The organism is Brachybacterium sp. NBEC-018 (assembly GCF_024860185.1).
GTDB classification, from domain to species: Bacteria; Actinomycetota; Actinomycetes; order Actinomycetales; family Dermabacteraceae; genus Brachybacterium; species Brachybacterium rhamnosum.
The window spans coordinates 291,176-312,769 of sequence record NZ_CP100650.1 but is presented as its reverse complement, the minus strand read 5'-3'; the positions used below and the strand labels follow the sequence as shown (position 1 = coordinate 312,769).

Here is a 21,594-nt window from a genome sequence, read left to right as displayed (position 1 = left end):
CGGCCTGACAGGGCTGTCGATCCGGAGGAGGCTGTGCGACGACAGGGTGAGAGCCGGCGAGAGGCGCCGGACCGAGGGAAGGATCCCGCCATGCCCCGCTACACCGTCTTCATGTACCACCCGGAGGATCAGCGCACCCCGGACGAGGCGCAGCTCGCCGCCGAGCTCGCCGAGCACGACGCCTACGCCCAGGAGATGGCCGCCGAGGGCGTCATGACCTTCGGCAGCCCGCTCGCGGAGCACACCGCCACCACCTCCATCCGCGCCGGCGGCCTCGTCGACGGCCCCTACCTCGAGGCGAAGGAGACGGTCGTCGGCTTCTACGTGCTCGATGTCCCGGACCTCGACGCGGCGATCGCCGTGGCGCGCCGCAACCCGATCCTCCACCAGGGCGGCGGCGTCGAGGTGCGGCCCATGACCGCATGAGGGGGCCGACGGGCGTCCCGGCCGATCGGGCCGCCGTCGCCGCGGCGCACCGCGACCACTGGGCCGCGGTGCTCGCGGCGACGGCCGGCGCCGTGCGGGACCTCGACCTCGCCGAGGACGCCACCGCGGAGGCCTTCGCCCAGGCCCTCGAGCAGTGGGCGCGGGACGGGGTGCCCGAGCGGCCCGGCGCCTGGCTCACCGTCACCGCCCGGCGCCGCGCGCTCGACGCCCGCCGCCGCGAGCAGACCCTCCGGCGCAAGCTCCCGCTGCTGCTCTGGGACACCGGGGGAGGGGCCGACGGCGGCGCGGCCGATGGGGCCACGTCCGACGGTGACCCCCGTGTGGTCGACGAGTCCGAGGTCGTGGTCCGCGACGAGCGGCTGCGCCTGCTGTTCCTGTGCGCGCACCCCGCCCTCGCCCCCGAGTCCCGCGTGGCGCTCGTGCTGCGGCTCGTGCTGGGCCTGAGCACCGAGGAGATCGCTGCGGTGTTCCTGGTGCCCGCGCCGACGATGGCCGCCCGACTCACCCGGGCGAAACGGCGCATCGCGCTCAGCGGCATCCCCTGCCGCGTCCCCGAGCCGGAGGAGCTGCCCGGCCGCCTCACCGCGGTCCTCGACGCGATCTCCCTCGTGCTCGCCGCCGGTCACACCGCCCCCGCCGGGGAGCGGCACGACCGCCCGGACCTCGTGGGGGAGGCCGTGCGGCTGCTCGAGCTGCTGAAGCACCTCCTGCCCGGGCAGGGCGAGGTGCACGGACTCCTCGCCCAGGCGCTGCTCGTGCAGGCCCGCGCGGGGACCCGCGCCGACGCCGCGGGCCTGCCCGTCCCGCTCGACGCGCAGGACCGCACGCGCTGGGACCGCTCTGCCGTGGACCGGGCGGACGAGCTCGTCCTCGACGCCCTGCGCGGCGGGCACCGCGGCCCCTACCTGCTGCAGGGCGCGATCGCGGCCGCCCGCTGCGTGCCCGATCGCGCGGAGGACGTCGACTGGGACGAGGTCGTCGAGCTCTACGACCACCTGCTGCGGCACTGGCCGGGGCCGATGGTGCAGCTGAACCGCCTCGTCGCCCGCGCCCGCCGCGGCGACGAGCCCGCCCTGCTCCTCGCGGAGCTCGACCCGGTCGCGGAGACCCTCGCGGACTACCGCCCCTTCCACGTGGCCCGCGCCGACCTGCTGCGGGCGGCGGGGCGCGAGCAGGAGGCCGCCGCCGCGACGCAGGAGGCGCTGCGCTGCCCGGGCAACGCGGCGGAGGACGCGCTGCTCAGGCGAGGGGCAGGCCCGAGTCCGCTCCCGTGAGGCGGTCGTGGAGGGTGAGCACCCGCCGCTCCTCCGCGGTCGACGGCTCCACCCCGTTCCACGACATGCGCCGGCACACGGCGTGCCCCGTCGTCGCCGCGGAGTAGCGCTCGACCCACTGCCTCCGACGCCGGGACGGCGCAGGACGGTCCGACGGCCCCTCCGGCCACGAGCCCCCGAGCGCGCGCATGCCCACCCGCCAGGGCTTCGGGCTGAGCCGCGCCCGGAAGCTGCGCTGCGCCCGGCACAGGCGCACGTACAGCGGGTCGGAGCCGAGCTCCTCGAGCAGCGCGATCGCGGCCGGGTCCTCCGGCACGAGGCCGCTGCCCGAGACGAGCACCCGGTAGCCGCCGAAGGTGCGGTGCACGTGGATCCCGAGATCGCCGCGGGCGCCGAGGACGGCGTCGATCCGGGAGCGGGCGGCCGCATCGGCCTCGGCGAGGAGCGCGGGCGGCGCCGCGGGATCGGCCCCGTCGGCGGGATCGGCCCCGTCGGCGGCCCTGCCGCGGCCGAGCAGGCGACCCAGCAGACCGGGACGCCGTCGCTCGGCGAGCGGCACGTCGACGTCGGCGATGAGCAGCGTGTCGGTGCTGAGCACGGTCGCGCCGTAGCGGTTGCGGGTGAGGACGGCGAGCAGATCGTCGGCATGCCGGTCCTCCTGTGCCCCGTCCCGGGGCAGCTCCTCGAGGATCTCCTCGCGGACGGGCCGCGCGGGGTAGTACTCGGCGGGGGAGCGGCCGCCGGGCAGGCCACGCCGGGTCAGCTCGGCCGCGCGGTCACGGGCCACCGCGGCGGCGTCGGCGAGGGAGACGGCGGACCATCCCCACAGCGGGACGGGGACCGGACCGCGGCCCGGCTTCTCCACCCGCGCCTCGACGCGGAACCAGTGACGGGGGATCGGCTGCATGGCGTCACCCTAGGCGGGCGCTCGCCGGTGGGGGGCGCTCCCGGCCCGCCGGGCTCAGAGCCGCAGCTGCAGGTGCACCAGGTCCCACCAGCGGTCGAACTTCCAGCCCGCCTCGACGAGCCGCCCCGCCTCGACGAAGCCGAAGTGCTCGTGCAGCCGGATCGAGGCGGTGTTGCCCGCCTCGACGAGCGCGACCACGGAGTGCATGCCGTGCTCGCGGCACAGGTCCAGCAGCGCCCCGAGCAGGGCCGTGCCCAGCCCGCGGCCCTGGGCCTCGGGCCGCAGGTACACGGAGTTCTCCGCGGTGAAGCGGTAGCCGTTCTTCGGCACGAGCGGGCCGTAGGAGGCGTAGCCGAGCACGATCTCCTCCGCGTCCGCTCCCTCCGCCCCGTCGGCCGCCGTTCCCACCGCGACGAGCATCGCCCCGCGCTCGAGGTGCTCGCGGAACCACGCCTCGAGCTGCTCGGGGGTGGGCAGCTCGTCCGTCCACAGCCCGGTCGAGGTGCGGATCGCGTGCTCGCGGATCGCACCGACGCCCGCGAGGTCCTCCGCGCGCGCGGCACGGATCAGGGGGCGCGGGGCGGCGGTCGCGCCGGGGTCGGTGCTGGTCATCGGGGGTCCTTCGGGGGCGGGGGAGAGGAGCAGGCTAGCCCGCGGGCGTCCCCGGGCGCCGCCGTGGTCCACACCCTCCCGCGTGACCGGCATCACGCCTGCTAGGTTCGGTGCCGCCCGAGGACTCCTCACCTCGGACCCGCGCAGAACGAAGGAGTTGTGCCCGCGATGACGTCATCGACGCCCGTGCCGCCCCCCGGCCCGGCCCCCGAACCCTCCCCCGAGCGCTACCGGGAGGTGCAGGACTCCGCGGACTTCCGCGAGCTGCGCACCTCCTTCCGCAGCTTCGCCTTCCCCATGACCGCCGCCTTCCTGGTCTGGTACCTCGCCTACGTGCTGCTGTCCACGTACGCGGAGGGGCTCATGGCGATCCCCGTGATCGGCCAGGTGAACCTCGGCATCCTGCTCGGCATCAGCCAGTTCGTCATGACCTTCCTCATCACCTGGCTGTACATCCGCCACGCGAACCGGAAGCTCGACCCGCTCGCGGAGCGGCTGCGCGTCGAGATCGAGGGGGAGGACTGACATGGACTTCGGCAACCCCGTTCTCAACATCTCGATCTTCCTCGCGTTCGTCGTGGTCACCCTCGTGGTGGTCATCCGGGTCTCCCGCCAGAACACGAGCGCGGCGGACTTCTACCACGGCGGCCGCAGCTTCTCCGGGCGCCAGAACGGCATCGCCATCGCCGGCGACTACCTCTCCGCCGCGTCCTTCCTCGGGATCGTCGGCTCCGTCGCCCTCTACGGCTACGACGGCCTGCTCTACTCCGTCGGCTTCCTCGTCGCCTGGCTCGTCGCGCTGCTGCTCGTCGCCGAGCCGCTGCGCAACACCGGCAAGTTCACGATGGCCGACGTCCTGTCCTTCCGCATGCGCCAGCGGCCCGTGCGCACCGCCGCGGCGAGCTCGACCCTCGCCGTGACCTTCTTCTACCTGCTCGCGCAGATGGCCGGCGCGGGTGCCCTCGTCTCCCTGCTGCTCGGCATCGACGGCCGGGTGGGGCAGAGCGCCGTGATCGTCGTCGTGGGCGTCGTGATGATCGCCTACGTGCTGATCGGCGGGATGAAGGGCACCACCTGGGTGCAGATCATCAAGGCCGTGCTGCTCATCTGCGCGGTGGGCGTGACCACCGTCTGGATCCTCGCGCTGAACGGCTTCAACTTCTCGACCGTGCTCGAGCGGGCCGTCGAGGCCCACCCGGACGGCACGAAGATCCTCGACCCGATGCTCCAGTACGGCGAGACCGGATCGAGCAAGCTCGGCTTCGTCTCCCTCGCGATCGCGCTCGTGTTCGGCGCCGCAGGGCTCCCGCACGTGCTCATGCGCTTCTACACGGTGCCCACCGCGAAGGAGGCGCGCCGCTCCGTGACCTGGGCGATCGCCCTCATCGGCTTCTTCTACCTGTGCACCCTCGTGCTCGGCTTCGCGGCCGCCTCGATGGTGGGCGTGGACGTCATCGGCTCGCTGCCCGGCGGCTCGAACTCGGCGGCCCCCGCCCTCGCCTACGCCCTCGGCGGCTCGGTGCTGCTCGCGATCATCTCCGCGGTCGCCTTCGCGACGATCCTCGCGGTGGTCGCGGGCCTCACGATCACCGCCTCCGCCTCCTTCGCGCACGACATCTACAACGGCGTGCTCAAGCGCGGCGAGGCGGATCCGGCGCGCGAGGTGAAGGTCGCGCGCACCGCGGCGGTCGTCATCGCGGCGATCTCGATCGTGGGCGGCGTGCTCGCCGCGGAGCAGAACGTCGCCTTCCTCGTCTCCCTCGCCTTCGCGGTCGCGGCGAGCGCGAACCTGCCCTCGATCCTGTACTCCCTTTACTGGAAGGGGTTCACGACCCGCGGCTCGCTGTGGAGCATCTACGGCGGCCTCATCAGCGCGGTCGTGCTGATCCTCTTCTCCCCGGTGGTCTCCGGGGCGGAGAAGGCGATGTTCCCGGGCGTGGACTTCGCCTGGTTCCCGCTGACGAACCCGGCGATCGTCTCGGTCCCGCTCGGCTTCCTCCTCGGCTGGCTCGGCTCGATCACCTCCCCGCCCGGCGACGAGCTGAAGCAGGCGGAGATGGAGGTCCGCTCGCTCACCGGCGCCGGCTCCGAGAAGGCCGCCGTCGACCACTGAGCGGCCCGATCGCCCCGATCCACCGGCCCACCCCGCGGCGCCCCGGGCGGCGCGAGATCGTCGATCTCGCGTCGCCCGGTGTTCATGGGAGCGCTACCACGCCCTCCTAGCCTCGTCGCGTCCCGCCCCCAGGGGCGTCCTCCCGCGCCGCCCCCGCACCCGATCCCGGACCACGCCGTCCCCTCTGGAGCCCCCATGCCGGCCACCGCCGCCGCGTCCCCCGTCAGCCGTCGTCGCCTGCTGCAGCTCAGCGGCGCCTCCGCCGCCGTCATCGCCCTCGGCATCGACGCGCCCGAGGCCCTCGCCGCCCCCTCCCACGGCCACGGCCACGGCCACGACGACGAGGAGCTGTTCTCCCTCGGCGTCGCGAGCGGCGCCCCGCGCCCCGACGGCGCCGTGCTGTGGACCCGCCTCGCCCCCGAGCCGCTCGCCGAGGACGGCCACGGCGGCATGGAGCTGCGCCCCGTGCCCGTGCGCTGGCAGGTCGCGGAGGACGAGGACTTCTCGCGGATCGTCGCCCGAGGTCAGGCGCTCGCCCAGCCCGAGCTCGCCCACGCCGTGCACCCCCGCGTCGAGGGCCTCGCCCCGGTCACCGAATACTTCTACCGCTTCGTGGTGGGCCGTCGGACGAGCCCCGTCGGCCGCTTTCGCACCCTCCCCGCCGCCGGGGCGGAGGCCGAGTCCTTCTCCTTCGGCCTCGTCTCCTGCCAGGCCTGGTACCACGGGCACTTCACCGCCCACCGCCACCTCGCCGAGGAGGAGGACCTCGACCTCGTCGTCTTCGTGGGCGACTACATCTACGAGTACGGGATCACCGCGGCGAACCTCTGGCGGCAGGGCGCGGAGGTGGGCCCCGCGCACACCGTCGAGATCGAGACCCTCGAGCAGTACCGCCTGCGCTACGCCCTGTTCAAGAGCGACCCGCACCTCCAGCGCTTGCACGCCCGCGTGCCCGCCGTCGCCGTCTGGGACGACCACGAGGTGCAGAACGACTACGCGGGGGACGGCTCGAGCACCGGCATCCCCACCGAGCTGTTCGACCACCGGATCGCCGTCGCCTACCGCGCCTTCTACGAGAACATGCCGCTGGACCTCGGCGCCCTGCCCGACGGGCCCGGCGCGGACATCACCGCCGGCTTCGACGTCGGCACCCTCGCCCGCTTCTCCCTGCTGGACACGCGGCAGTTCCGCGACCCCGCGCCCGCGGACGCCGCCGAGCAGCAGCGGCCCGAGCGCACGATGCTCGGCGAGGAGCAGGAGGCGTGGGTGCAGGAGCGCCTCGAGAGCTCCGGCGCCACCTGGGACGTGCTCGCCAACGGCGTGGTCGTCACCGCGATCACCGAGGACCGCGTGGACATGTGGGACGGCTACCCGGCGGCCCGCGAGCGGCTGCTGCGCGCCCTCGGCGGGGTGCGCAACCCGGTGGTGCTCACGGGCGACATCCACAAGCACGTCGCCGCGGAGCTCCGCGAGGACTTCTCCGACCCCGATTCCCGCACGATCGGCGTGGAGCTCGTGTGCACCTCGGTCGCCTCCGACGGCGACGGCGCCCCGACCGACGCGTACACCCCGGACTGGACGCAGCACGACTACGTGAAGCTCTACGACGGGCGCCGCGGCTACGTGCACGTGCGGCTCACCCCGCAGGAGATGGTCTCGAGCTTCGTGGTCGTCGACTGGATCGAGGCCGACGACACCGCCCCTCGCCAGCTGCGCGCGCAGTTCACGACCCCCGCCGGCGACCCCCGGCTGATCCCGGCCTGAGCCGGGAGGACAGGAGCCCCGCATGAGCCCCCGCCCGAAGACCGTCACCGGCGCCGCCGCCGAGGGGGCGCTCGCGCGCATCCTCCTGACCTGGGAGCCGCTGCCCTGGGAGCCGCTCGTCGACCACTTCCGCGTCTACGGCGCCCCCGGCGAGGACGCGCCCGACGTCGACGACGAGGAGCAGCTCGTCGGCAGGACCGTCTACCCGCGCTTCGAGCACCGCGACCTCGACCTCGCGGGGGAGACCTGGACCTACCGCGTGCTCGCGGTCTCCGACGCCGGCCGGCGCGGCCGCGCGGGCGATCCCGTCACCGCCGCCTCGACCCCCTCGGTGACGACGACGGGGGAGGCCGTCGCGACGATCGGCGAGGTCGACGGGCGCACGCTCGAGCACCACCTCGCGCCGGGCTCCTACGCGCGGATCCCCGAGGCGCACCCGGACGCGCTCATCGAGTACGTCGACGGGGAGGACACCCCGGGCGAGGCATGGCCCTACCTGTTGCCGGGACCGCTGGACGCCTGGGCCGGCAGCCGCTCCTACCGGGCGCGGTGGACCCTGACGCTCGAGGCGGCACCGACGGAGGACCATGACCTCGCCCTGTGGTTCGTGGACACGACGCGCAAGGGCGGGACGCTGCAGGTGACGGTTAACGACGCGCACCTCGAGGACCTCGAGCTCGCGATCGGCGCGACCCGCGGCTCGCGGGAGGGCGACGCGACGGCGGAGGGCTCGCCGCTCGTGCGCTCCTTCCACGAGCTCCCCGTCCCGGCCGCGATGCTGCGTGCGGGGGAGAACGTGATCGGGCTCGAGATCACCGCGGGCGCCTGGGCCGCCTGGGACGCGCTCGGGCTCTACGCCCGGCGCTGAGGCGGCCCGGGCGGTCGGCGGCTCAGGCCTCCGCGGTCGCGGAGGAGCGGACCGCGGAGCGCCGACGGCGGGAGCCGCCGCCCAGCGCGTCGAGGGCGAAGCGGCCGGGGCCGGCCGCGGCGAGGGCGATCGCCCCGGCGCCGAGCGCGCCCACGAGCTCCCAGCCGCCCGCGTCGACGAACACGCCGTTCTGTGCGTGGACGAGCACGACGGCGCCCACCATGTCGATCGCGAGCAGCACGCCGGCCACCCGCGTGAGCAGGCCCAGGATCAGCAGGGCGCCGCCCACGAGCTCGAGCACGGCGACGACGGGGCCGGTGATCTCCGGCATCGGCGCGCCCATGCCGGCGAAGCTCTCGGTGACGGCGGGGAAGCCCCACTGGACCACCTTCTGGTAGCCGTGGAGCAGGAAGATGACGCCCAGCACGAGGCGGGCGATCAGGAGACCCAGGTGGGAGGTCGTGGAACGGGCGGCGTGCGAAGACATGGTCGTCCTTCCGGAGGGGGAGTGCGGAGCGGCCACGATAGATGAAAAGGCAACCAATCCCGGGGGAGTCGCCCGCACGGCGCGGCGCGGATCACAGCGAGGACCGGACGCACCCCCGTGAAGCGGACGCGTGCACCACGGCGCGCCCACGGGGTGTAGAAGGGACGGGTGACCCCCTCCTCCCGCCGCGCCGTCGGCCCCCTGCTGGCCGTGATCGCCGTCGGGCTCCTCGCCCTGAACCTCCGCCCCGGGGCGACCTCCGTGGGGCCGCTCATGTCGGAGATCGTCGCGGACTACGGCCAGGGCGCCGTCGCCTCCGGGCTGCTCACGGCCCTGCCCTGCCTCACCTTCGGCATCGTCGGCACGCTCGCCGTGCCGATCGCGCGCGTGCTCGGCCTCACCGGCTCCGTGCTCGCCTCCTTCGTGCTCGTCGCCCTCGGGCTGCTGCTGCGCCCGACGGTCGACGGCTTCGGCCTGTTCGTCCTGCTCTCCGTGGTCGCGCTGCTGGGCCCCGCGCTCGGCAACGTGCTGCTGCCCGCCTGGATCAAGCAGCACGGCGGCACCCGGGTGGTGGGGCTCATGACGCTCTACTCCGTCGTCCTCGCGAGCGGCGCCACGGCCGCCGCGATGCTCGCCGTGCCGCTCGCGGGCGGCGAGGCCGACGGCTGGCGCCACTCCCTCCCGCTGTGGGGCCTCATCGGGGTCGCCCCCGTGCTGGTCTGGGCCGTCGTCCTCACCCGCACCGGCCACGACTTCCCGCCTCCCCCGCCGGAGGGGCAGGTGAAGGGGCGGATCCTGAGCTCGCCGCGCGCGATCGCGCTCACCGTCATGTTCGGCATGCAGTCGCTCAACGCCTACTGCCAGTTCGGCCTGCTCCCGCAGATCCTCACCTCGGAGGGCACCTCGCCCGCGACCGCCGGGGTCGTCGTCGGCGTGCTGAGCGCCTTCGGCATCGTGGGCGGCCTGATCGTCCCGACCCTCGTCTCCCGCTCCCGCCGCCTGCCCTGGATCTGCGCGGGCTACGGCGTGCTCACCGCCGCCGGCTACGGGGGTCTCATGCTGTTCCCGCAGGTGAGCCCCTTCGTGTGGGCGACCGTGCTCGGCATCGCCGGCCTCGCCTTCCCGACCGCGATCGCGCTCATCCCCGCGCGCACCCGCGCCGTCGCCGTGACCGCCCGGCTCTCGGGGATCGCGCAGCCGCTCGGCTACGTCCTCGCGGCCGTCGGCCCGCTGGTCGCCGGCGGCCTGCTCGACGCGACCGGCTCGATCCCCGCGGTGCTCTCCTTCCTCGCCCTGACCGGCGTGGTGCTCGGCGTCGCCGGGTTCGTCGCTGCGCGGCCCGGCACCGTGGACGACGACCTCGCCCTCCGCGCGACCCCGGCCGACGGCGCCTGACGGTGGTCCCTGCCCTCCGGGAGGGTCTCGTGCGAGGATTCCTCCCATGAGCATCGGCACGCTTGGCGCCCTGAGGATCCTCGCCACCCAGTCCCCGACGACGCCCCCGCGGTCGGTCGCGACCCGCGACCGCGTGCGCCGGCGCCGTCACGGGCACGTCCCCGTGACCTGGATCGACGAGCAGAAGGCGGCGCGCGGCGTGATCGTGCACCTCCACGGCGGGAGCTACCTGCGCGGCGAGCGCGCCGATCACTGGACCTGGCTCGAGGAGGTCGCCCGGCGGGCCGACGTCGCCGCCGCGATGATCCACTACTCCCTCGCCCCGCGGCACCCCTTCCCGCGGGCGGACGAGGACGTGCTCCACGCCCTCCACGCCCTGGACCGCGCCGCGCTGCTCCCCGCGGGGCGCTGGGTGCTCTCGGGCGACGAGGCCGGCGCCGGCCTCGCCCTCGGCGTGCAGGCCCAGCTCGCGACGCTCGGCGTGACCGAGCCGTCCCTGCTGCTGCTCTCCGCCCCCTGGGCGGACCTCACCGCGGACCACCGCCTCGACGACGAGCACCGGCAGGCCGCGCGGATGTACGCCGACGGCGCCGACCGCGAGGACCCGCGGATCAGCCCGCTGCGCGGCGACCTCGAGGGGCTCCCGCCCGTGCACCTCGCCGTGGGCGGGGACGACCTCCTCGCCCCGGACTCCCGCGCGCTCGTCGAGCGGATCGCCGCCGCGGGCGGCGAGGCCGTGCTCCACGAGGAGCCCGGCCTCGGCGACGGCTTCCCGATCGTGCGACCGGGCGTCGCCGCGCAGCGCGCCTGGCGCTCCCAGATCGCGGCCGTGCGCGCCGCCGTGGGCGCGCGCCCCGCGACCGCGGACGCGCACTGAGATCGGTCCGACCGCTCGGTAGGATGGGGCCGTGGCCAGCACCTCCCCACCTGATCCGGATGAGATCGACGCCCCGGACGAGGCCTCCGCAGCGGAGGCGGCCGTCGACCCCCGCGAGATCGGCACCACCGTCCCCTGGGACGGCAGGTCACCCGCGACGGCCGCGCTCGCCGCGCTCCTCGGCACCGTCGCGCCGGAGGGCACCCTCCGCCTCGTGATCCAGCGCCTCGCGCTGCACGAGCACGGGGAGCACCGCGGCACCCATCATGTGGCGGACGCGATCACCGATGTCGGCGGCAACCTCGTGGTCATCCCGCTGCGCGAGCGGGTGCTCGCGGAGCCGGACCTCGCCGAGCGCCTCACCGCGGCGATGGACCGCCTGCAGGCCGACGTCGACGCGGAGCTCCGCCTGCCCGGCGGTGCGGGGGCCGACTCCCTCGAGGTCGTCCTCGACGCCGACGGCGAGCGGCGCGTGACGCTGGGCCTCGGCATCGAGGTCACGCCGCAGGAGGCCGACGCCTTCCCGCCGCATCCCGCGGTCCACGACGGCGCCCACCACATCGCCTACGACGCGCCGGCCCTCGACGAGCTCCGCGACCGCCTGCGCCCGCCGGAGCCCGGACTGCTCTCCCGCCTCTGGGCCCGGCTGCGCGAGCGTTGAGCCCTCAGGCCGGCGCGGGGGAGCGCAGCGCCCGGCCCGTCGCGGCGGGCAGCGGGAGGTCGAGCGCCGCGGCGAGGGTCGCCCCGAGATCCGCCCAGCTCCCCTCGACGGGCGAGGTGGGCAGGCCCGGCCCCGCGAGCAGCGCCGTCGAGACCGCGGAGGGGTCCGTCACCGCGCGCGGCCCCGCGTAGTACGGGTCGTCCCCGTCCACGAGCGGTCGGTTCGTGGGGGACAGGCCCACGACGGTCCCCGGCGCCCCCTCGAGCACCGCGATGACGTCGGTCTGCCCCGTGGCGCCCACCCCGTCGTCGACCTCGCGCAGCGTGAGGTGATGGTGCTCGGCGAGCTCGCCGAGCACGTCGAGGGCCAGGCGGCGCACCGCCTCCCCCTCCTCGCGCCGCACGTGCAGCGCCCCGCGCGGGCCGTCGGGCCAGACGAGGGCGCGGAAGGACGCGAGCCGCGGGCCGTCCGTGCGGATCAGGCCGCGCGCGGCGAGCGCCGTGTTCGGGTGCACGAGCAGCACCGTCGGCACGAGCGGGCGTCCGGGGACCAGGACCGTGCGGTCCGCGGGACCCGCCCCGAAGGCCGCGGCGATCTGGGAGACGGCGTCGAGCAGGTCCGCGAGGGCGCGGCGCACGGCGGGGGAGCCGACCCCGTCCTCCCGGCGCGCCCGGGCGAGTCCCGTGAGCCGCACGGCCGCGAGACCGACGGGGGAGCGGGTGAGCACCTCCGCCGCGATCTCGGCGACGAGGGCGTCCGGCGGGACCTGCGAGAGCTGCACCCCGGCCTCACGGCGCGGGGCGAGGTGCTCGGCGACCATGCGCGGGGAGCTCGTGGACTCCGCCATCTCCCAGCGGTTGCGGTAGTGGCGGACGTCCTCGACGAGCGGGAGGCACAGGGACACGCCGGCGCCGGCCGTCGCGGGCCACTGCAGGGCGGCGGTCACGGCGCCCTCGCCCTCGGCGGCGTCGAGCAGGGTGGGGGCCGTGAGCGCGGAGGCGTACCAGGCGGAGACGGCTCCCGGGGCACCCGGGAGGAACGGCATCTCCGAGGCGACATGGGTGCGGGCGACCGTCGTCCCCGTGAGCACGGAGGCGAGCGCGGGGGCCGGCTCGGAGGGTCCGCCGGGGCGGACGGTCAGCTCACCGGCCGTGGCCGGCACACGGGCGGCCTCGCGCAGCGGTGCGGCGTCCTGCCCGTCGAGCCCGTCCACCGCGAGGAGGAGGGTGCGTCCTGCCCTCATCGCCATCCCTCCCCCGTCCGCCGGCGTCTGTGCCGAGCACGCTAGGGAGCGGGGATTTCCGCGGTGCGAGGACCGGATGAGCAGGGAGGGGCGCGGGGGTGAACACGAGGTGCGGAGCGGGCGGATGCCCTCACCCCAGGCGTCGGGCGACGGGCCTCAGCGCAGCTCGGGCGCCGTGGTGTCCGTGCGGCCGGCGTCCGCGTCGAGGCGGCGGCGCAGCAGCGCGGCGGCCTCCCGGTCCCGGCGCACGGCGTCGTCCACGAGCGGGGTCGTGTCGAGCTCGGGCTCGTCGGGCTGCAGCAGCATCCAGATCGCGGAGCCGATCGTCAGCACGAGGGTCCCCAGCAGCAGGAGCAGCAGGATCATCCAGGAGAAGCCCACGGGGTCCAGGAATCCTGCGAGGCCGTCGCCGCCCATCGGATCCCCTCCTCCTGCGTCCACACCGGAGCGGCCAGGATAACGCCGGAGCCGCGTCGCCGATATGCTGGCCCCCTTATGGCAGACGTGATCGTGGGGCGGTTCGCGCTCATCGACCTGATCGCCACCGGCGGTTCCGGGTCGGTGTGGCGCGCCTGGGACGCCAAGGCGCAGGCGGTGTGTGCCGCGAAGGTGCTGCGACAGCGCGACTCCGCGGATCTCATGCGCTTCGTGCGCGAGAAGGGCGTCAGCTTCGACCACCCGCACCTGCTCACCCCCTACGGCTGGGGCGCGGAGGACGAGCACGTCGTCATCGCCATGCCGCTCGTGAGCGGCGGGACCCTCGAATCGGTCGTCAAGCGCCGCGGGAAGCTCTCCGAGCCCGCCGTCGTCGTCATCCTCGACCAGCTCCTGGACGGCCTCGCGCACGTGCACCGCGAGGGCTGGATCCACCGCGACGTGAAGCCCGCGAACATCATGTTCGAGGCCCGCGGCGCCGCCCGGCCCCATGCCCGGCTCGCGGACTTCGGCATCGCCGTGCACGAGTCCGACGTCCGCTTCACGCACGTCGGCATGGTCAACGGCACCCCCGGCTACATGGCGCCCGAGCTGTTCTCGATGGCCGAGCCCACCCCCTCCCACGACCTCTACGCCGCCGGGGTGGTCGCGCTCGTCGCGCTCAACGGGCCGCTCAAGCTGCACGACGGCGCCTTCCGCCCGGAGGAGCTCGACCAGCACCTGCGCGGCGTGACCCCCAAGCTCTCCGCCGTGATCCGCGGGCTGCTCGCCGCGCAGCCGGACCAGCGCTACCAGGACGCCGAGGCCGTGCGCCGTGACCTGCCGCGCGTGCCCGCGGGCTATCCGCTCGCCCTGGCCGACGGCACCCCGCTGCGCTTCGACGACACCCTCGCACCGATGCCGGAGAACGCCCCGGGCGTCGCCCGCCCGGAGCGGCCCGCGCAGTCCGCCGCCGCGCCGTCCCTCGAGGCGATCCGCGCGGGCCAGGTGCAGCAGGGGTACGTGCCGACGACGGCCTCCGCCGCGCCCGCTCCGCAGGGCCGGGCCCAGCACTCCCCGGGGGTGCCGTCGCCGGGCGTCGGCTCCCCGCAGACCGGCCAGCAGTGGGCCGGCACCGGCGGCGCAGGCGGCTACACGGGCGCCACCGGCACGGGGACCGGCCAGCGGCCCGCGGACCGCACCGGCACCTACATGGCGATCGGGATCGGCGGCGGCTCCGCCCTCGTGCTCGGCGCGATCGTCGCCGCGGTGCTGCTCTCGGTGTTCTGAGCCCTGTCCTCTGACGCCCCTCAGCGCGCGACGGCGGTGACGTCGAGCGCCTGCAGCAGCGCCTCCCGCCGCGGGTCCAGCAGCAGGTCGACCTGCACATCCATGGGGGCCGACGACCCCGAGGCGCCCTCCCCGCGGCCCGCGAGGCGCCAGCGCAGATGGGCGCGGCTCAGCGCCCGCGCCGACCCCGGGGTCAGCGTCTCGAGATCCGCGGCCGTGAGCCCGGCCGCGGCGAGGGCGGCGTCGAGCCGGCGTCGGCGCTCGACGAGCGGCACATCCAGCAGCATCGAGTCCGCGAACCACGCCTCCACGAGGGCCGGGTCGTCGGTGCGCAGCCACTCCAGGGCGCCGGCCGCCGCCTCGAGGGCGCGCGGGGCGGCCTGCGGGGCGCGGCGCGCGAGCAGGGCGGGGCTGTGGCGGCGCAGGATCCGCAGCGCCTCCATCGACAGCGGGGTCGCGGGGGCGTACTTGCTGTTCGCGAGGGCCACCATGCCGACGCCGCTGTCGCGGTGCCACACCATGAACGAGCCGTAGCCGGGGTAGCCGCCCGAATGGGAGATGACGTCGCCGAGGTCCGGGAAGGTCTCGACGACGAGGCCCATGCCGTAGGCGCGCACCCGGTCGAAACCGGGGGAGCGGCCGTCCTCCCCGGCGGGCAGGGCGGCCCACGGCTGGAGCCGGTGGCCCTGCTGCATCTCCCGGCGGGAGGCGATCGAGAGCAGCCCCGCGCGCTCGCCCGCCGCGGGGGCCGCTGCGGGGGCGTCGGCCGCGGCGAGGAAGCGCGCCCACACGGCGACGTCGTCCACGGTGGAGAACAGACCGGCCATCGCGCCGTACACGCCGGGGGAGTCGAGCGGCACCTGCTCGAAGCGGGTGGCGTCGGTGCGGTCCGCGAGACGGTGCCCGGTGGCGAGGCGGTCGGCGTCGACCTCCGCGGCGGACCACCCCGTCGCGTCGAGGCCGAGCGGACCGAGGAAGCGGCGCCGGATCTCCTCGGCGTAGGGGGTCCCGGTGACCTCGTCGATCACGCGGCCCAGCAGGGCGTACCCGGTGTTGGAGTACTCGAAGCCGGTGCCCGCCGCGTGCACGTGGCCGAGGCCCCCGCCCAGCACCTCCGCGAAGCGCTCCCGGGTCATCGCCTCCTGCCGGTCGCCCCAGGGGTTGTCCGTGACCAGGCCCGCGCTCATCGTCAGCAGGTGGCGCAGGGTGACCTCGGGGTCGCCCGACTCCTGCTCGAAGGCGCCCGCCGCCTCGGGGACGTGCGCGGTCACCGGGTCGTCCAGGCGCAGGAGGCCCTCGTCGCGCAGGGCGAGCACGGTCGCCGCGGTGAAGGACTTCGTCATCGAGGCGATGCGGGAGACCGTCGCGCGGTCCATCGGGGAGGAGCCCGCGGCGGGGAGGCCTCCCTCGAGCGCCCGGTGCCCCGCGGCCCCGTGGGCGAGGACGGCCTCGGCGTGCGCGTGGCCGCCGATCACGGCCCAGGTGATCCCCGCCGTGCGGTGCGCCGCGACGGCCTCCTCGAAGAGCGCGGTGATCTCGCGGAGCGCCTCCTCGGGGACGGTGCTTCCTGCGGCGGAGGGGTCGGGGGCGACGTTCGGTGAGGTCATGGCTCCACTGTAGGGGGATCCGGAGGGGTGCCCTCGGGCTCGTCGTCCTCGAGCTCGGCGGCCGCGAAGAAGCTCGCGAGCAGCGCCGCCGGGTGCTCGCCGATCACGGCGGCGAGCGGCGCCGGGTCCAGGCGCCGCGGATCCACGGCGCCCTGTCCTGCGGGGCCCGGTGCGTCCGGCCCCGCGTCCTGTGCGTCCCCCGGGCCGTCGGTCCCCTCGTCGTCTCCCGCCGGAGCCGCGTCCCGCGGCGCGATCAGGTCGCCGAGGGACAGGCCGCGCAGGGTCAGCAGGCCCGTCGGGTCCTCGTCCACGGACTCGACCAGCACGTAGACGAGCGCCGCGACGTGCCGGCACGGGCCCGGCCAGTCGAGGCACGAGCAGTCGTGGGAGAGCTCGGAGGCGCCGCGCGGCAGCAGCGAGACCTCCTCGTGCGCGAGCTCCCGCTCGATCTCCTCGGGGTAGGCGCCGCTCGCGAGCCGCGCCGGCAGCTCCGGGTGCGCGCGGGCGATGCGCAGCACCACGGCGCGGTCCGGCCCGGCCAGCGGCGCGAGGTCGAGCTGCGCCTCGTGGACCTCGCCGTCGGCGCCGAGCACCGCACCGCGGGCCCGGCCGGGGGACAGGTCCAGCCACTGCACGCGGCCCGCGCGGGCGTCGGCCCGGCCGCCGCTCGCCCGGCCCGGGCCCAGCAGCAGCTCCGCGGCGGAGCGGAGGGCGACGGCGTGCCAGCCCTTCCCGATCGCGCCGCGCCGTGATCGCAGCTGGATGCTCATCCGTCGCCCTCCCAGGAGTCGGCCGCGTCGAGGCTCAGCAGGTCGCGCAGGGCCGCGTCGTCGAGGGAGGCGATCCAGTCCTCCCCGGGGGCGATCGTGAGATCCGCGAGCTGCTGCTTGTCCGCGAGGACCCCGTCGATCCGCTCCTCGACGGTCCCCGCGGAGACGAGCTTGTGCACCGTGACGTCGCGGCGCTGCCCGATCCGGAAGGCGCGGTCCGTCGCCTGGTTCTCGACCGCCGGGTTCCACCAGCGATCCAGGTGCACGACGTGGTTCGCGGCCGTGAGGGTGAGCCCCGTGCCGCCCGCGCGCAGGCTCAGCAGCATGAGCCCCGGCTCGTCCGTGCGCTCCTGGAAGCGCGCGACCATCGCGTCCCGGTCCGGCTTGGCGACGCCGCCGTGGAGGAAGGGCACGTCGATCCCGTAGCCCGCGAAGCGCTCCTCCCAGTACGGGGCGAGCAGGTGCCCGAACTGCGTGAACTGCGTGAACAGCAGCACCTTCTCCCCGTCCGCGAAGGCGTTCTCGAGCAGGTCGTCGACGAGCTCGAGCTTCCCCGAGCGGTGCGCGCCGCCGCGCACGAGCGCGGAGCCGTCGCCCAGGTAGTGCGCGGGATGGTTGCAGACCTGCTTGAGGCGGGTGAGCGTCGAGACCACGAGCGCGCGGCGCTGGTTCTCGGCGGCGCCGTCGACCGAGGCCATGAGCTCCTCGACGATCGCCTCGTAGAGGCCGGCCTGCTCGGGGGTCAGGTTCACGACCCGGGTGAGCTCGGTCTTCTCCGGGAGGTCCTTGATGATCGAGCGGTCCGTCTTGACCCGTCGCAGCACGAAGGGCGAGGTGACGAACTTCAGCCGCGCGAGCGCCCCCTCGTCCCCCTCCTCCTCGATCGGGTCGGCGATGCGCTCGGCGAACTGCGCGGCGCTGCCCAGCAGGCGCGGGTTCACGACCTCCATGAGCGAGTGCAGGTCCCCGAGGCGGTTCTCGACCGGTGTGCCCGTCATCGCGAGCCGGTGCGGGGCCTGCAGGCTGCGCGCGGCGCGGGTGACCTGCGTGCCCGGGTTCTTCACGTGCTGCGCCTCGTCCAGCACGATCCGGTGCCAGGGCACGGAGCGCAGCAGCTCGAGGTCCCGGGCGAGCAGCGAGTAGGTCGTGAGGACCACGTCGTGCCGCCTCGCGAGCTGCGCGAAGCCGGCATCGCGCAGCCGCGCGCCACCGTGGTGGACGTGCACGCGCAGCTGCGGGGCGAAGCGCGCGGCCTCCCGCTGCCAGGCGCCGACGACGGACATGGGGCACACGAGCAGCGTCGGCCCCGGCGCCGGTGAGTCGTCACCCTGCTCGCGCTCGCGGCACAGCAGCGAGAGCACCTGCATCGTCTTGCCGAGGCCCATGTCGTCGGCGAGGATCCCGCCGAGGCCCAGGCGGTCCAGCGCCCACATCCAGTCCAGGCCGTCCTGCTGGTACGGTCGCAGCGTCGCCTGCAGGGTGGTGGGGGAGGGCAGCGTCTCGGGCCCGCGGCCGCCGGGGAGGAGCCGCGCGAGGCCCTCGCCGCCCGTCGACGTCATCGCGTCGTAGGCGAAGCCCATGTCCGCGGCGTCGGGGGAGAGCAGCAGGGAGAAGATCTCCGCCCAGGTCGTGTCACCGGTGAACTCGGCGGGGGTGAGCCGCGGCTCCGGCTCGGGCGTGCCGGGTCCTCCCGCGTCGCCCTGCCGCCGGGCGTCCTGCGCGCGCCGCCACTGCTCACGGCGACGCTCCGCGGCGGCCTGCTCCTCGGGGGTGCGCGGCCGGCGCGGCTGACCCGTGCGGGCGGCGAAGGCGTCGAGGAAGCGCTCCGCGGCGCGCAGGGTCGTCGTGTCCAGCCGGACCCACTGCCCGCGCAGGTGGACGATCTCCGACTGCGCCTCGCGGATCTCCTCCATCTCCTCCTCGGTGAGCTCCGTGTCCCCGACGGCGACCCGCCAGCGGAAGCTCGCCATCGCCCCAATCCCCACGCCGGAGCCCTTCTTCCGGGCGTCCTCGGGCTCGTCCGCCTGCTCGGCGCGCACGGTCGTGCGCTGGGCGGTCCAGCCGCGGGGGAGGAGCACGGTCACGGCGGCCCGCTCGAGGGCGGCGGCGTCCTCCGCGAGCAGGGCGGAGACCTCGGGCGTCGTGAGGACCCAGTCCAGCCCCGTCGTGTCCACGCGGGCGCCCCGCACCACGGGGGAGCGCTGCATGATCGCGGCGGCCGCCTCCGCGGCGCCCGCGGGCGTGAGGTCGCCGACGGCGCGCAGGGCGTCCACCGGGTGCACGGTGCCGTCCTCCTGGCGCAGGCAGGTCTGCAGCAGCCAGTCGGTGCTGCCGGGCTCCGGCTCGAACAGGCGCACCACGAGCTCGTCGTCCGTCGAGGCGAGCACGACGGCGCGGCCCGAGTCCCGGAACGCCTCGAGGGCGGCAGCGACGGCCCGCTGCGCCGGCAGGTCCCCGCCGAGCTCGCCGTCGGCCGTGAGCGCGGGCAGCACGCCGAGCGGGTCCTGCTCGTCCCGGTTCCTGTCCCCGGCGGCGGTGCCGGCGTTCCCCAAGTGCGCGGCGAAGGCGGCACGGGCGCGGGCGTCGACGAGCGCGTCGAGCAGCGGGGGCCGGTCCGGGTCCGGTCCCCGCCAGACGAGGCCCGCGCGGCCGTGCCGCTCCGTGCCGAGGATCCGCAGGTCACGGCGGGAGACGAGCCGGGCGGCCTCGACGTCGAGCACGGTCGCCGCCTGGAGATCGGGCATGGCGGCGACGTCCTCGCCGAGCAGCACCGGCGTGCCCTGCGCGATGAGGGCGCTCACCTTCTCGAGGGCGTCCTCGCCGAACCGCGCCTCGAGCAGGGCGCGCACCGCCTCCACGAGCCCCACGAGCTCGGGGCCGGTGAGCGCGGCGGCCGGCACACGGCGGTCCGGTGCCCCTGCGCGGCCGCGCAGCCGCACCCGGTGGCGCAGGCGATCGGGCAGCACCGCGAGCGCCGCCGCGAGCGGCTCGGGGACCGACTCCTGCAGCGCGCCGAGGTCCTCGGCGGCGCGGGCGCGGCCCGGTGCCGTCTGCTCCCGCACCCACAGGGCGGGGCCCAGGTCGTCGTCGACGACGAGGTGCAGGTGACGGGAGGGCATCTCGGCAGTGTGGCCGTCGGGTCCGACGGACGGGCTCAGAGGCCGTCGATGATGAGCGCGGTCGCGTCGAGCCAGGCGTCCTTGGTGCGCGGGTGGATCCGCGACCAGTCCAGGTGAGAGCCGTCCACGAACTGCTTCTCGAAGGGCACCTCGACGACCGCGCGGGTGTGCGCGCCGAAGTGCGCGAGCAGGCGCTTGCGCAGGGTCGGGTCGAACTTCCCGGCGGAGCCGTGGGACAGGATCGTCACGGCGTGGTCGACCTGGCCGGCGAGCCCCGTGGCGCGCAGCTCGTCGATCATCCAGGCGGCCGCGTTGAAGGTGTCCTCGCGGGCGGTCGAGACGATGACCAGCTGGTCCGCGTTCTCGACGGCGGCGAGCCAGTTCGAGGCGCGCACGTTGTTGCCGGTGTCGATGACCTTGATCCGGTAGAAGCGGGAGAGCGAGTCGTTGAGCTCGCTGAACGCCTCCGCGTCGATCGAGGCCATCGAGCCCGGGTCCTCGTCCGAGGCGAGGATGTCGAAGCGCATGCCGCCCTGGGGGCGCACGTAGGGGTCGAGATCCGCGGCGCTCGCGTGCGGGCCCTGCATCCTCTCGATGTCGTGGAGCAGGTCGACGACCGTGCGGTGGTGGTCCGTGGGCACGCCGCGCCAGCCGAGCGTCCCGCGGGTCTCGTTGTTGTCCCAGGCCAGCACGTTGCCGCCGCGGGTCACGCCGAGCGTCGCCGCGATCATGAGCGAGGAGGTGGTCTTGTGGGCGCCGCCCTTGAGGTTCACCACCGCGATGTTGCGGGGACCCTCGAGGGGGCGGCGGATGCGCTCGAGGCGCTCGTGCTCGAGGCGCTCCTTGCGACCGGGGCGCGGGGAGATCCGGCCGCCCGTGAGCTTGGTGAGCGTGCCCTGCCATCCCTGCGTGGCCTTGACGTGCACGCCCTTCGCGGTCGAGGACTGGAGGTCCTGCAGCGTGGGTCGCGAGGCGGCGGCGGCCGTGACGGAGGGGAGCGGGCGCGCGGCGGGAGCGGAAGGGCGCGACGGCGCGGGCGACGCGGAGCTCGCCGACGCAGCGAATCGCGCCGACGCCGCGGATGCCGCGGAACCCGCCGATGCGGCCGAACGAGCCGACGCCGCGGATCCCGCTGTCCCTGCCGGCGCCGCGGAGCGCGCCGCGGCGGGGGCCCACGGCGAGGGGGCGTCGGCCGCGGAGGCGGTGGTGTGCTCGCCGTCCTGGTCCCCCGCGGGCGGGAGCGCGGCGGCGCGGCGACGGTGGGCGCGGGTGGGGCGCACGCTCCCGTCCTCGTCCAGGGCGGGGTGCTCGTCGGTCGCGGGGGAGCCGATCGCGGCGTGCTGCCCCGTGGTCTCCGCGGCGGAGGGGGCCTCGAGCGGGGTGTCGGCGGAGGGGCCGTAGAAGGGGCGGTCGTCCGCCTCGCGGCCGGTGATCCGGCCCGAGGGCTCGACCCGCAGGTGATGGTGCACGCCCGGCTCGACGATGACGACGTCGACGGGGGCCTCGGCCTCCTGGGCGGCGGTGATGAAGACCTGCTTGACCCGTGAGCGGATCTCCACCAGGTCCTCACCGTCGAGCTCGACCGTCCCCGCGGGGAGATGCACGGTGGCAGAGGTGTCGGAGGTGATCCGCGCCTGCGCGATCATCGATGGTCCCTTCCCAGGTCCGGACGGCCGGCGCCCGGACGGCGCGACACGCGTACCGCACCACTGTACGGGCGCCCGGCCCCCGCGCGCCCGCCCGTGG

At 75.5% G+C, this 21,594-nt stretch carries 19 protein-coding genes; 10 read left to right on the top strand and 9 right to left on the bottom strand.

Features of this window, described 5'->3' with window-relative positions; translation table 11 throughout:
* Positions 1–90: 90 nt before the first annotated feature.
* Both NLU66_RS01415 and NLU66_RS01410 read left to right on the top strand, forming a co-directional pair.
* A complete protein-coding gene (locus NLU66_RS01415) occupies positions 91–426 on the top strand; it encodes a YciI family protein (RefSeq protein WP_259361177.1) in 336 nt (111 codons plus the stop codon).
* Positions 423–1,721, top strand: a complete 1,299-nt coding sequence (locus NLU66_RS01410; protein WP_259361176.1) for an RNA polymerase sigma factor — start codon at positions 423–425, stop codon at positions 1,719–1,721. Before NLU66_RS01415 ends, NLU66_RS01410 begins: the two co-directional genes overlap by 4 nt.
* Here the strand turns inward: NLU66_RS01410 and NLU66_RS01405 are convergent.
* Together NLU66_RS01405 and NLU66_RS01400 are read right to left on the bottom strand one after the other, a co-directional pair.
* Positions 1,687–2,628 (bottom strand): hypothetical protein, encoded by a 942-nt coding sequence (locus tag NLU66_RS01405; protein ID WP_259361175.1) that lies wholly within the window; start codon positions 2,626–2,628, stop codon positions 1,687–1,689. The genes NLU66_RS01410 and NLU66_RS01405 overlap by 35 nt on opposite strands.
* A 54-nt stretch (positions 2,629–2,682) precedes the next feature.
* The gene (locus NLU66_RS01400) at positions 2,683–3,240 is read right to left on the bottom strand and encodes a GNAT family N-acetyltransferase (RefSeq protein WP_259361174.1); all 558 of its coding nucleotides are present in this window, start codon (positions 3,238–3,240) and stop codon (positions 2,683–2,685) included.
* Between the two features lie 168 nt (positions 3,241–3,408).
* Here NLU66_RS01400 and NLU66_RS01395 point away from each other — a divergent pair, with 168 nt between their 5' ends.
* The 4 genes from NLU66_RS01395 (at position 3,409) to NLU66_RS01380 (ending at position 7,985) form a co-directional block, all read left to right on the top strand.
* Positions 3,409–3,765, top strand: coding sequence for a DUF485 domain-containing protein (locus tag NLU66_RS01395; protein WP_259361173.1), 357 nt, complete (start codon positions 3,409–3,411; stop codon positions 3,763–3,765).
* 1 nt (position 3,766) lies between these two features.
* On the top strand, positions 3,767–5,353 hold the full coding sequence (locus tag NLU66_RS01390; protein WP_259361172.1) for a cation acetate symporter: 1,587 nt from the start codon (positions 3,767–3,769) through the stop codon (positions 5,351–5,353).
* Between the two features lie 195 nt (positions 5,354–5,548).
* Complete coding sequence (locus NLU66_RS01385) at positions 5,549–7,117, top strand: alkaline phosphatase D family protein (RefSeq protein ID WP_259361171.1); 1,569 nt, start codon at positions 5,549–5,551, stop codon at positions 7,115–7,117.
* Between the two features lie 22 nt (positions 7,118–7,139).
* Positions 7,140–7,985, top strand: a complete 846-nt coding sequence (locus NLU66_RS01380) for a polysaccharide lyase family protein (RefSeq protein ID WP_259361170.1) — start codon at positions 7,140–7,142, stop codon at positions 7,983–7,985.
* Between the two features lie 22 nt (positions 7,986–8,007).
* On the opposite strand, the gene NLU66_RS01375 is transcribed toward NLU66_RS01380, so the two are convergent.
* Complete coding sequence (locus tag NLU66_RS01375; RefSeq protein WP_259361169.1) at positions 8,008–8,472, bottom strand: DoxX family protein; 465 nt, start codon at positions 8,470–8,472, stop codon at positions 8,008–8,010.
* A 168-nt stretch (positions 8,473–8,640) separates the two neighbouring features.
* On the opposite strand from NLU66_RS01375, the gene NLU66_RS01370 reads away from it, so the two are divergent.
* Genes NLU66_RS01370 through NLU66_RS01360 form a run of 3 tightly spaced genes read left to right on the top strand, consistent with a single transcriptional unit; the run spans position 8,641 to position 11,405 of the window.
* Entirely contained in the window at positions 8,641–9,867 is a 1,227-nt protein-coding gene (locus tag NLU66_RS01370) for an MFS transporter (protein ID WP_259361168.1), read from the top strand.
* A 46-nt stretch (positions 9,868–9,913) separates the two neighbouring features.
* Positions 9,914–10,744, top strand: a complete 831-nt coding sequence (locus NLU66_RS01365; RefSeq protein WP_259361167.1) for an alpha/beta hydrolase — start codon at positions 9,914–9,916, stop codon at positions 10,742–10,744.
* A 31-nt stretch (positions 10,745–10,775) separates the two neighbouring features.
* Positions 10,776–11,405: a hypothetical protein gene (locus NLU66_RS01360; RefSeq protein ID WP_259361166.1), complete on the top strand. Its 630-nt coding sequence runs from the start codon at positions 10,776–10,778 to the stop codon at positions 11,403–11,405.
* A 4-nt stretch (positions 11,406–11,409) separates the two neighbouring features.
* On the opposite strand, the gene NLU66_RS01355 is transcribed toward NLU66_RS01360, so the two are convergent.
* Together NLU66_RS01355 and NLU66_RS01350 are read right to left on the bottom strand one after the other, a co-directional pair.
* Positions 11,410–12,648, bottom strand: coding sequence for a phosphodiesterase (locus NLU66_RS01355; protein WP_259361165.1), 1,239 nt, complete (start codon positions 12,646–12,648; stop codon positions 11,410–11,412).
* 156 nt (positions 12,649–12,804) lie between these two features.
* On the bottom strand, positions 12,805–13,065 hold the full coding sequence (locus NLU66_RS01350) for a hypothetical protein (protein WP_259361164.1): 261 nt from the start codon (positions 13,063–13,065) through the stop codon (positions 12,805–12,807).
* A gap of 78 nt (positions 13,066–13,143) precedes the next feature.
* Between NLU66_RS01350 and NLU66_RS01345 the strand changes: the two genes are divergently transcribed.
* Complete coding sequence (locus tag NLU66_RS01345; protein WP_259361163.1) at positions 13,144–14,352, top strand: serine/threonine-protein kinase; 1,209 nt, start codon at positions 13,144–13,146, stop codon at positions 14,350–14,352.
* A 20-nt stretch (positions 14,353–14,372) separates the two neighbouring features.
* Here the strand turns inward: NLU66_RS01345 and NLU66_RS01340 are convergent, their stop codons facing one another.
* The 4 genes from NLU66_RS01340 to NLU66_RS01325 are packed head-to-tail and all read right to left on the bottom strand — an operon-like array spanning position 14,373 to position 21,494.
* Positions 14,373–15,959 (bottom strand): serine hydrolase domain-containing protein, encoded by a 1,587-nt coding sequence (locus NLU66_RS01340; RefSeq protein ID WP_259361162.1) that lies wholly within the window; start codon positions 15,957–15,959, stop codon positions 14,373–14,375.
* Entirely contained in the window at positions 15,956–16,729 is a 774-nt protein-coding gene (locus NLU66_RS01335) for an SWIM zinc finger family protein (RefSeq protein ID WP_259361161.1), read from the bottom strand. Before NLU66_RS01335 ends, NLU66_RS01340 begins: the two co-directional genes overlap by 4 nt.
* The gene (locus NLU66_RS01330; protein WP_259361160.1) at positions 16,726–19,848 is read right to left on the bottom strand and encodes a DEAD/DEAH box helicase; all 3,123 of its coding nucleotides are present in this window, start codon (positions 19,846–19,848) and stop codon (positions 16,726–16,728) included. The genes NLU66_RS01335 and NLU66_RS01330 overlap by 4 nt, the downstream gene beginning before the upstream one ends.
* Positions 19,849–19,883: 35 nt before the next feature.
* The gene (locus NLU66_RS01325) at positions 19,884–21,494 is read right to left on the bottom strand and encodes a chromosome partitioning protein (RefSeq protein ID WP_259361159.1); all 1,611 of its coding nucleotides are present in this window, start codon (positions 21,492–21,494) and stop codon (positions 19,884–19,886) included.
* Between the last annotated feature and the right edge of the window lie 100 nt (positions 21,495–21,594).

Coding starts and splice junctions, on each gene's coding strand:
- NLU66_RS01350 (WP_259361164.1), bottom strand. CDS start 13,065: ATGGGCGGCGACGGCCTCGCAGGATTCCTGGACCCCGTGGGCTTCTCC.
- NLU66_RS01355 (WP_259361165.1), bottom strand. CDS start 12,648: ATGAGGGCAGGACGCACCCTCCTCCTCGCGGTGGACGGGCTCGACGGG.
- NLU66_RS01415 (WP_259361177.1), top strand. CDS start 91: ATGCCCCGCTACACCGTCTTCATGTACCACCCGGAGGATCAGCGCACC.
- NLU66_RS01410 (WP_259361176.1), top strand. CDS start 423: ATGAGGGGGCCGACGGGCGTCCCGGCCGATCGGGCCGCCGTCGCCGCG.
- NLU66_RS01345 (WP_259361163.1), top strand. CDS start 13,144: ATGGCAGACGTGATCGTGGGGCGGTTCGCGCTCATCGACCTGATCGCC.
- NLU66_RS01405 (WP_259361175.1), bottom strand. CDS start 2,628: ATGCAGCCGATCCCCCGTCACTGGTTCCGCGTCGAGGCGCGGGTGGAG.
- NLU66_RS01325 (WP_259361159.1), bottom strand. CDS start 21,494: ATGATCGCGCAGGCGCGGATCACCTCCGACACCTCTGCCACCGTGCAT.
- NLU66_RS01400 (WP_259361174.1), bottom strand. CDS start 3,240: ATGACCAGCACCGACCCCGGCGCGACCGCCGCCCCGCGCCCCCTGATC.
- NLU66_RS01335 (WP_259361161.1), bottom strand. CDS start 16,729: ATGAGCATCCAGCTGCGATCACGGCGCGGCGCGATCGGGAAGGGCTGG.
- NLU66_RS01365 (WP_259361167.1), top strand. CDS start 9,914: ATGAGCATCGGCACGCTTGGCGCCCTGAGGATCCTCGCCACCCAGTCC.
- NLU66_RS01390 (WP_259361172.1), top strand. CDS start 3,767: ATGGACTTCGGCAACCCCGTTCTCAACATCTCGATCTTCCTCGCGTTC.
- NLU66_RS01340 (WP_259361162.1), bottom strand. CDS start 15,959: ATGACCTCACCGAACGTCGCCCCCGACCCCTCCGCCGCAGGAAGCACC.
- NLU66_RS01380 (WP_259361170.1), top strand. CDS start 7,140: ATGAGCCCCCGCCCGAAGACCGTCACCGGCGCCGCCGCCGAGGGGGCG.
- NLU66_RS01375 (WP_259361169.1), bottom strand. CDS start 8,472: ATGTCTTCGCACGCCGCCCGTTCCACGACCTCCCACCTGGGTCTCCTG.
- NLU66_RS01395 (WP_259361173.1), top strand. CDS start 3,409: ATGACGTCATCGACGCCCGTGCCGCCCCCCGGCCCGGCCCCCGAACCC.
- NLU66_RS01385 (WP_259361171.1), top strand. CDS start 5,549: ATGCCGGCCACCGCCGCCGCGTCCCCCGTCAGCCGTCGTCGCCTGCTG.
- NLU66_RS01330 (WP_259361160.1), bottom strand. CDS start 19,848: ATGCCCTCCCGTCACCTGCACCTCGTCGTCGACGACGACCTGGGCCCC.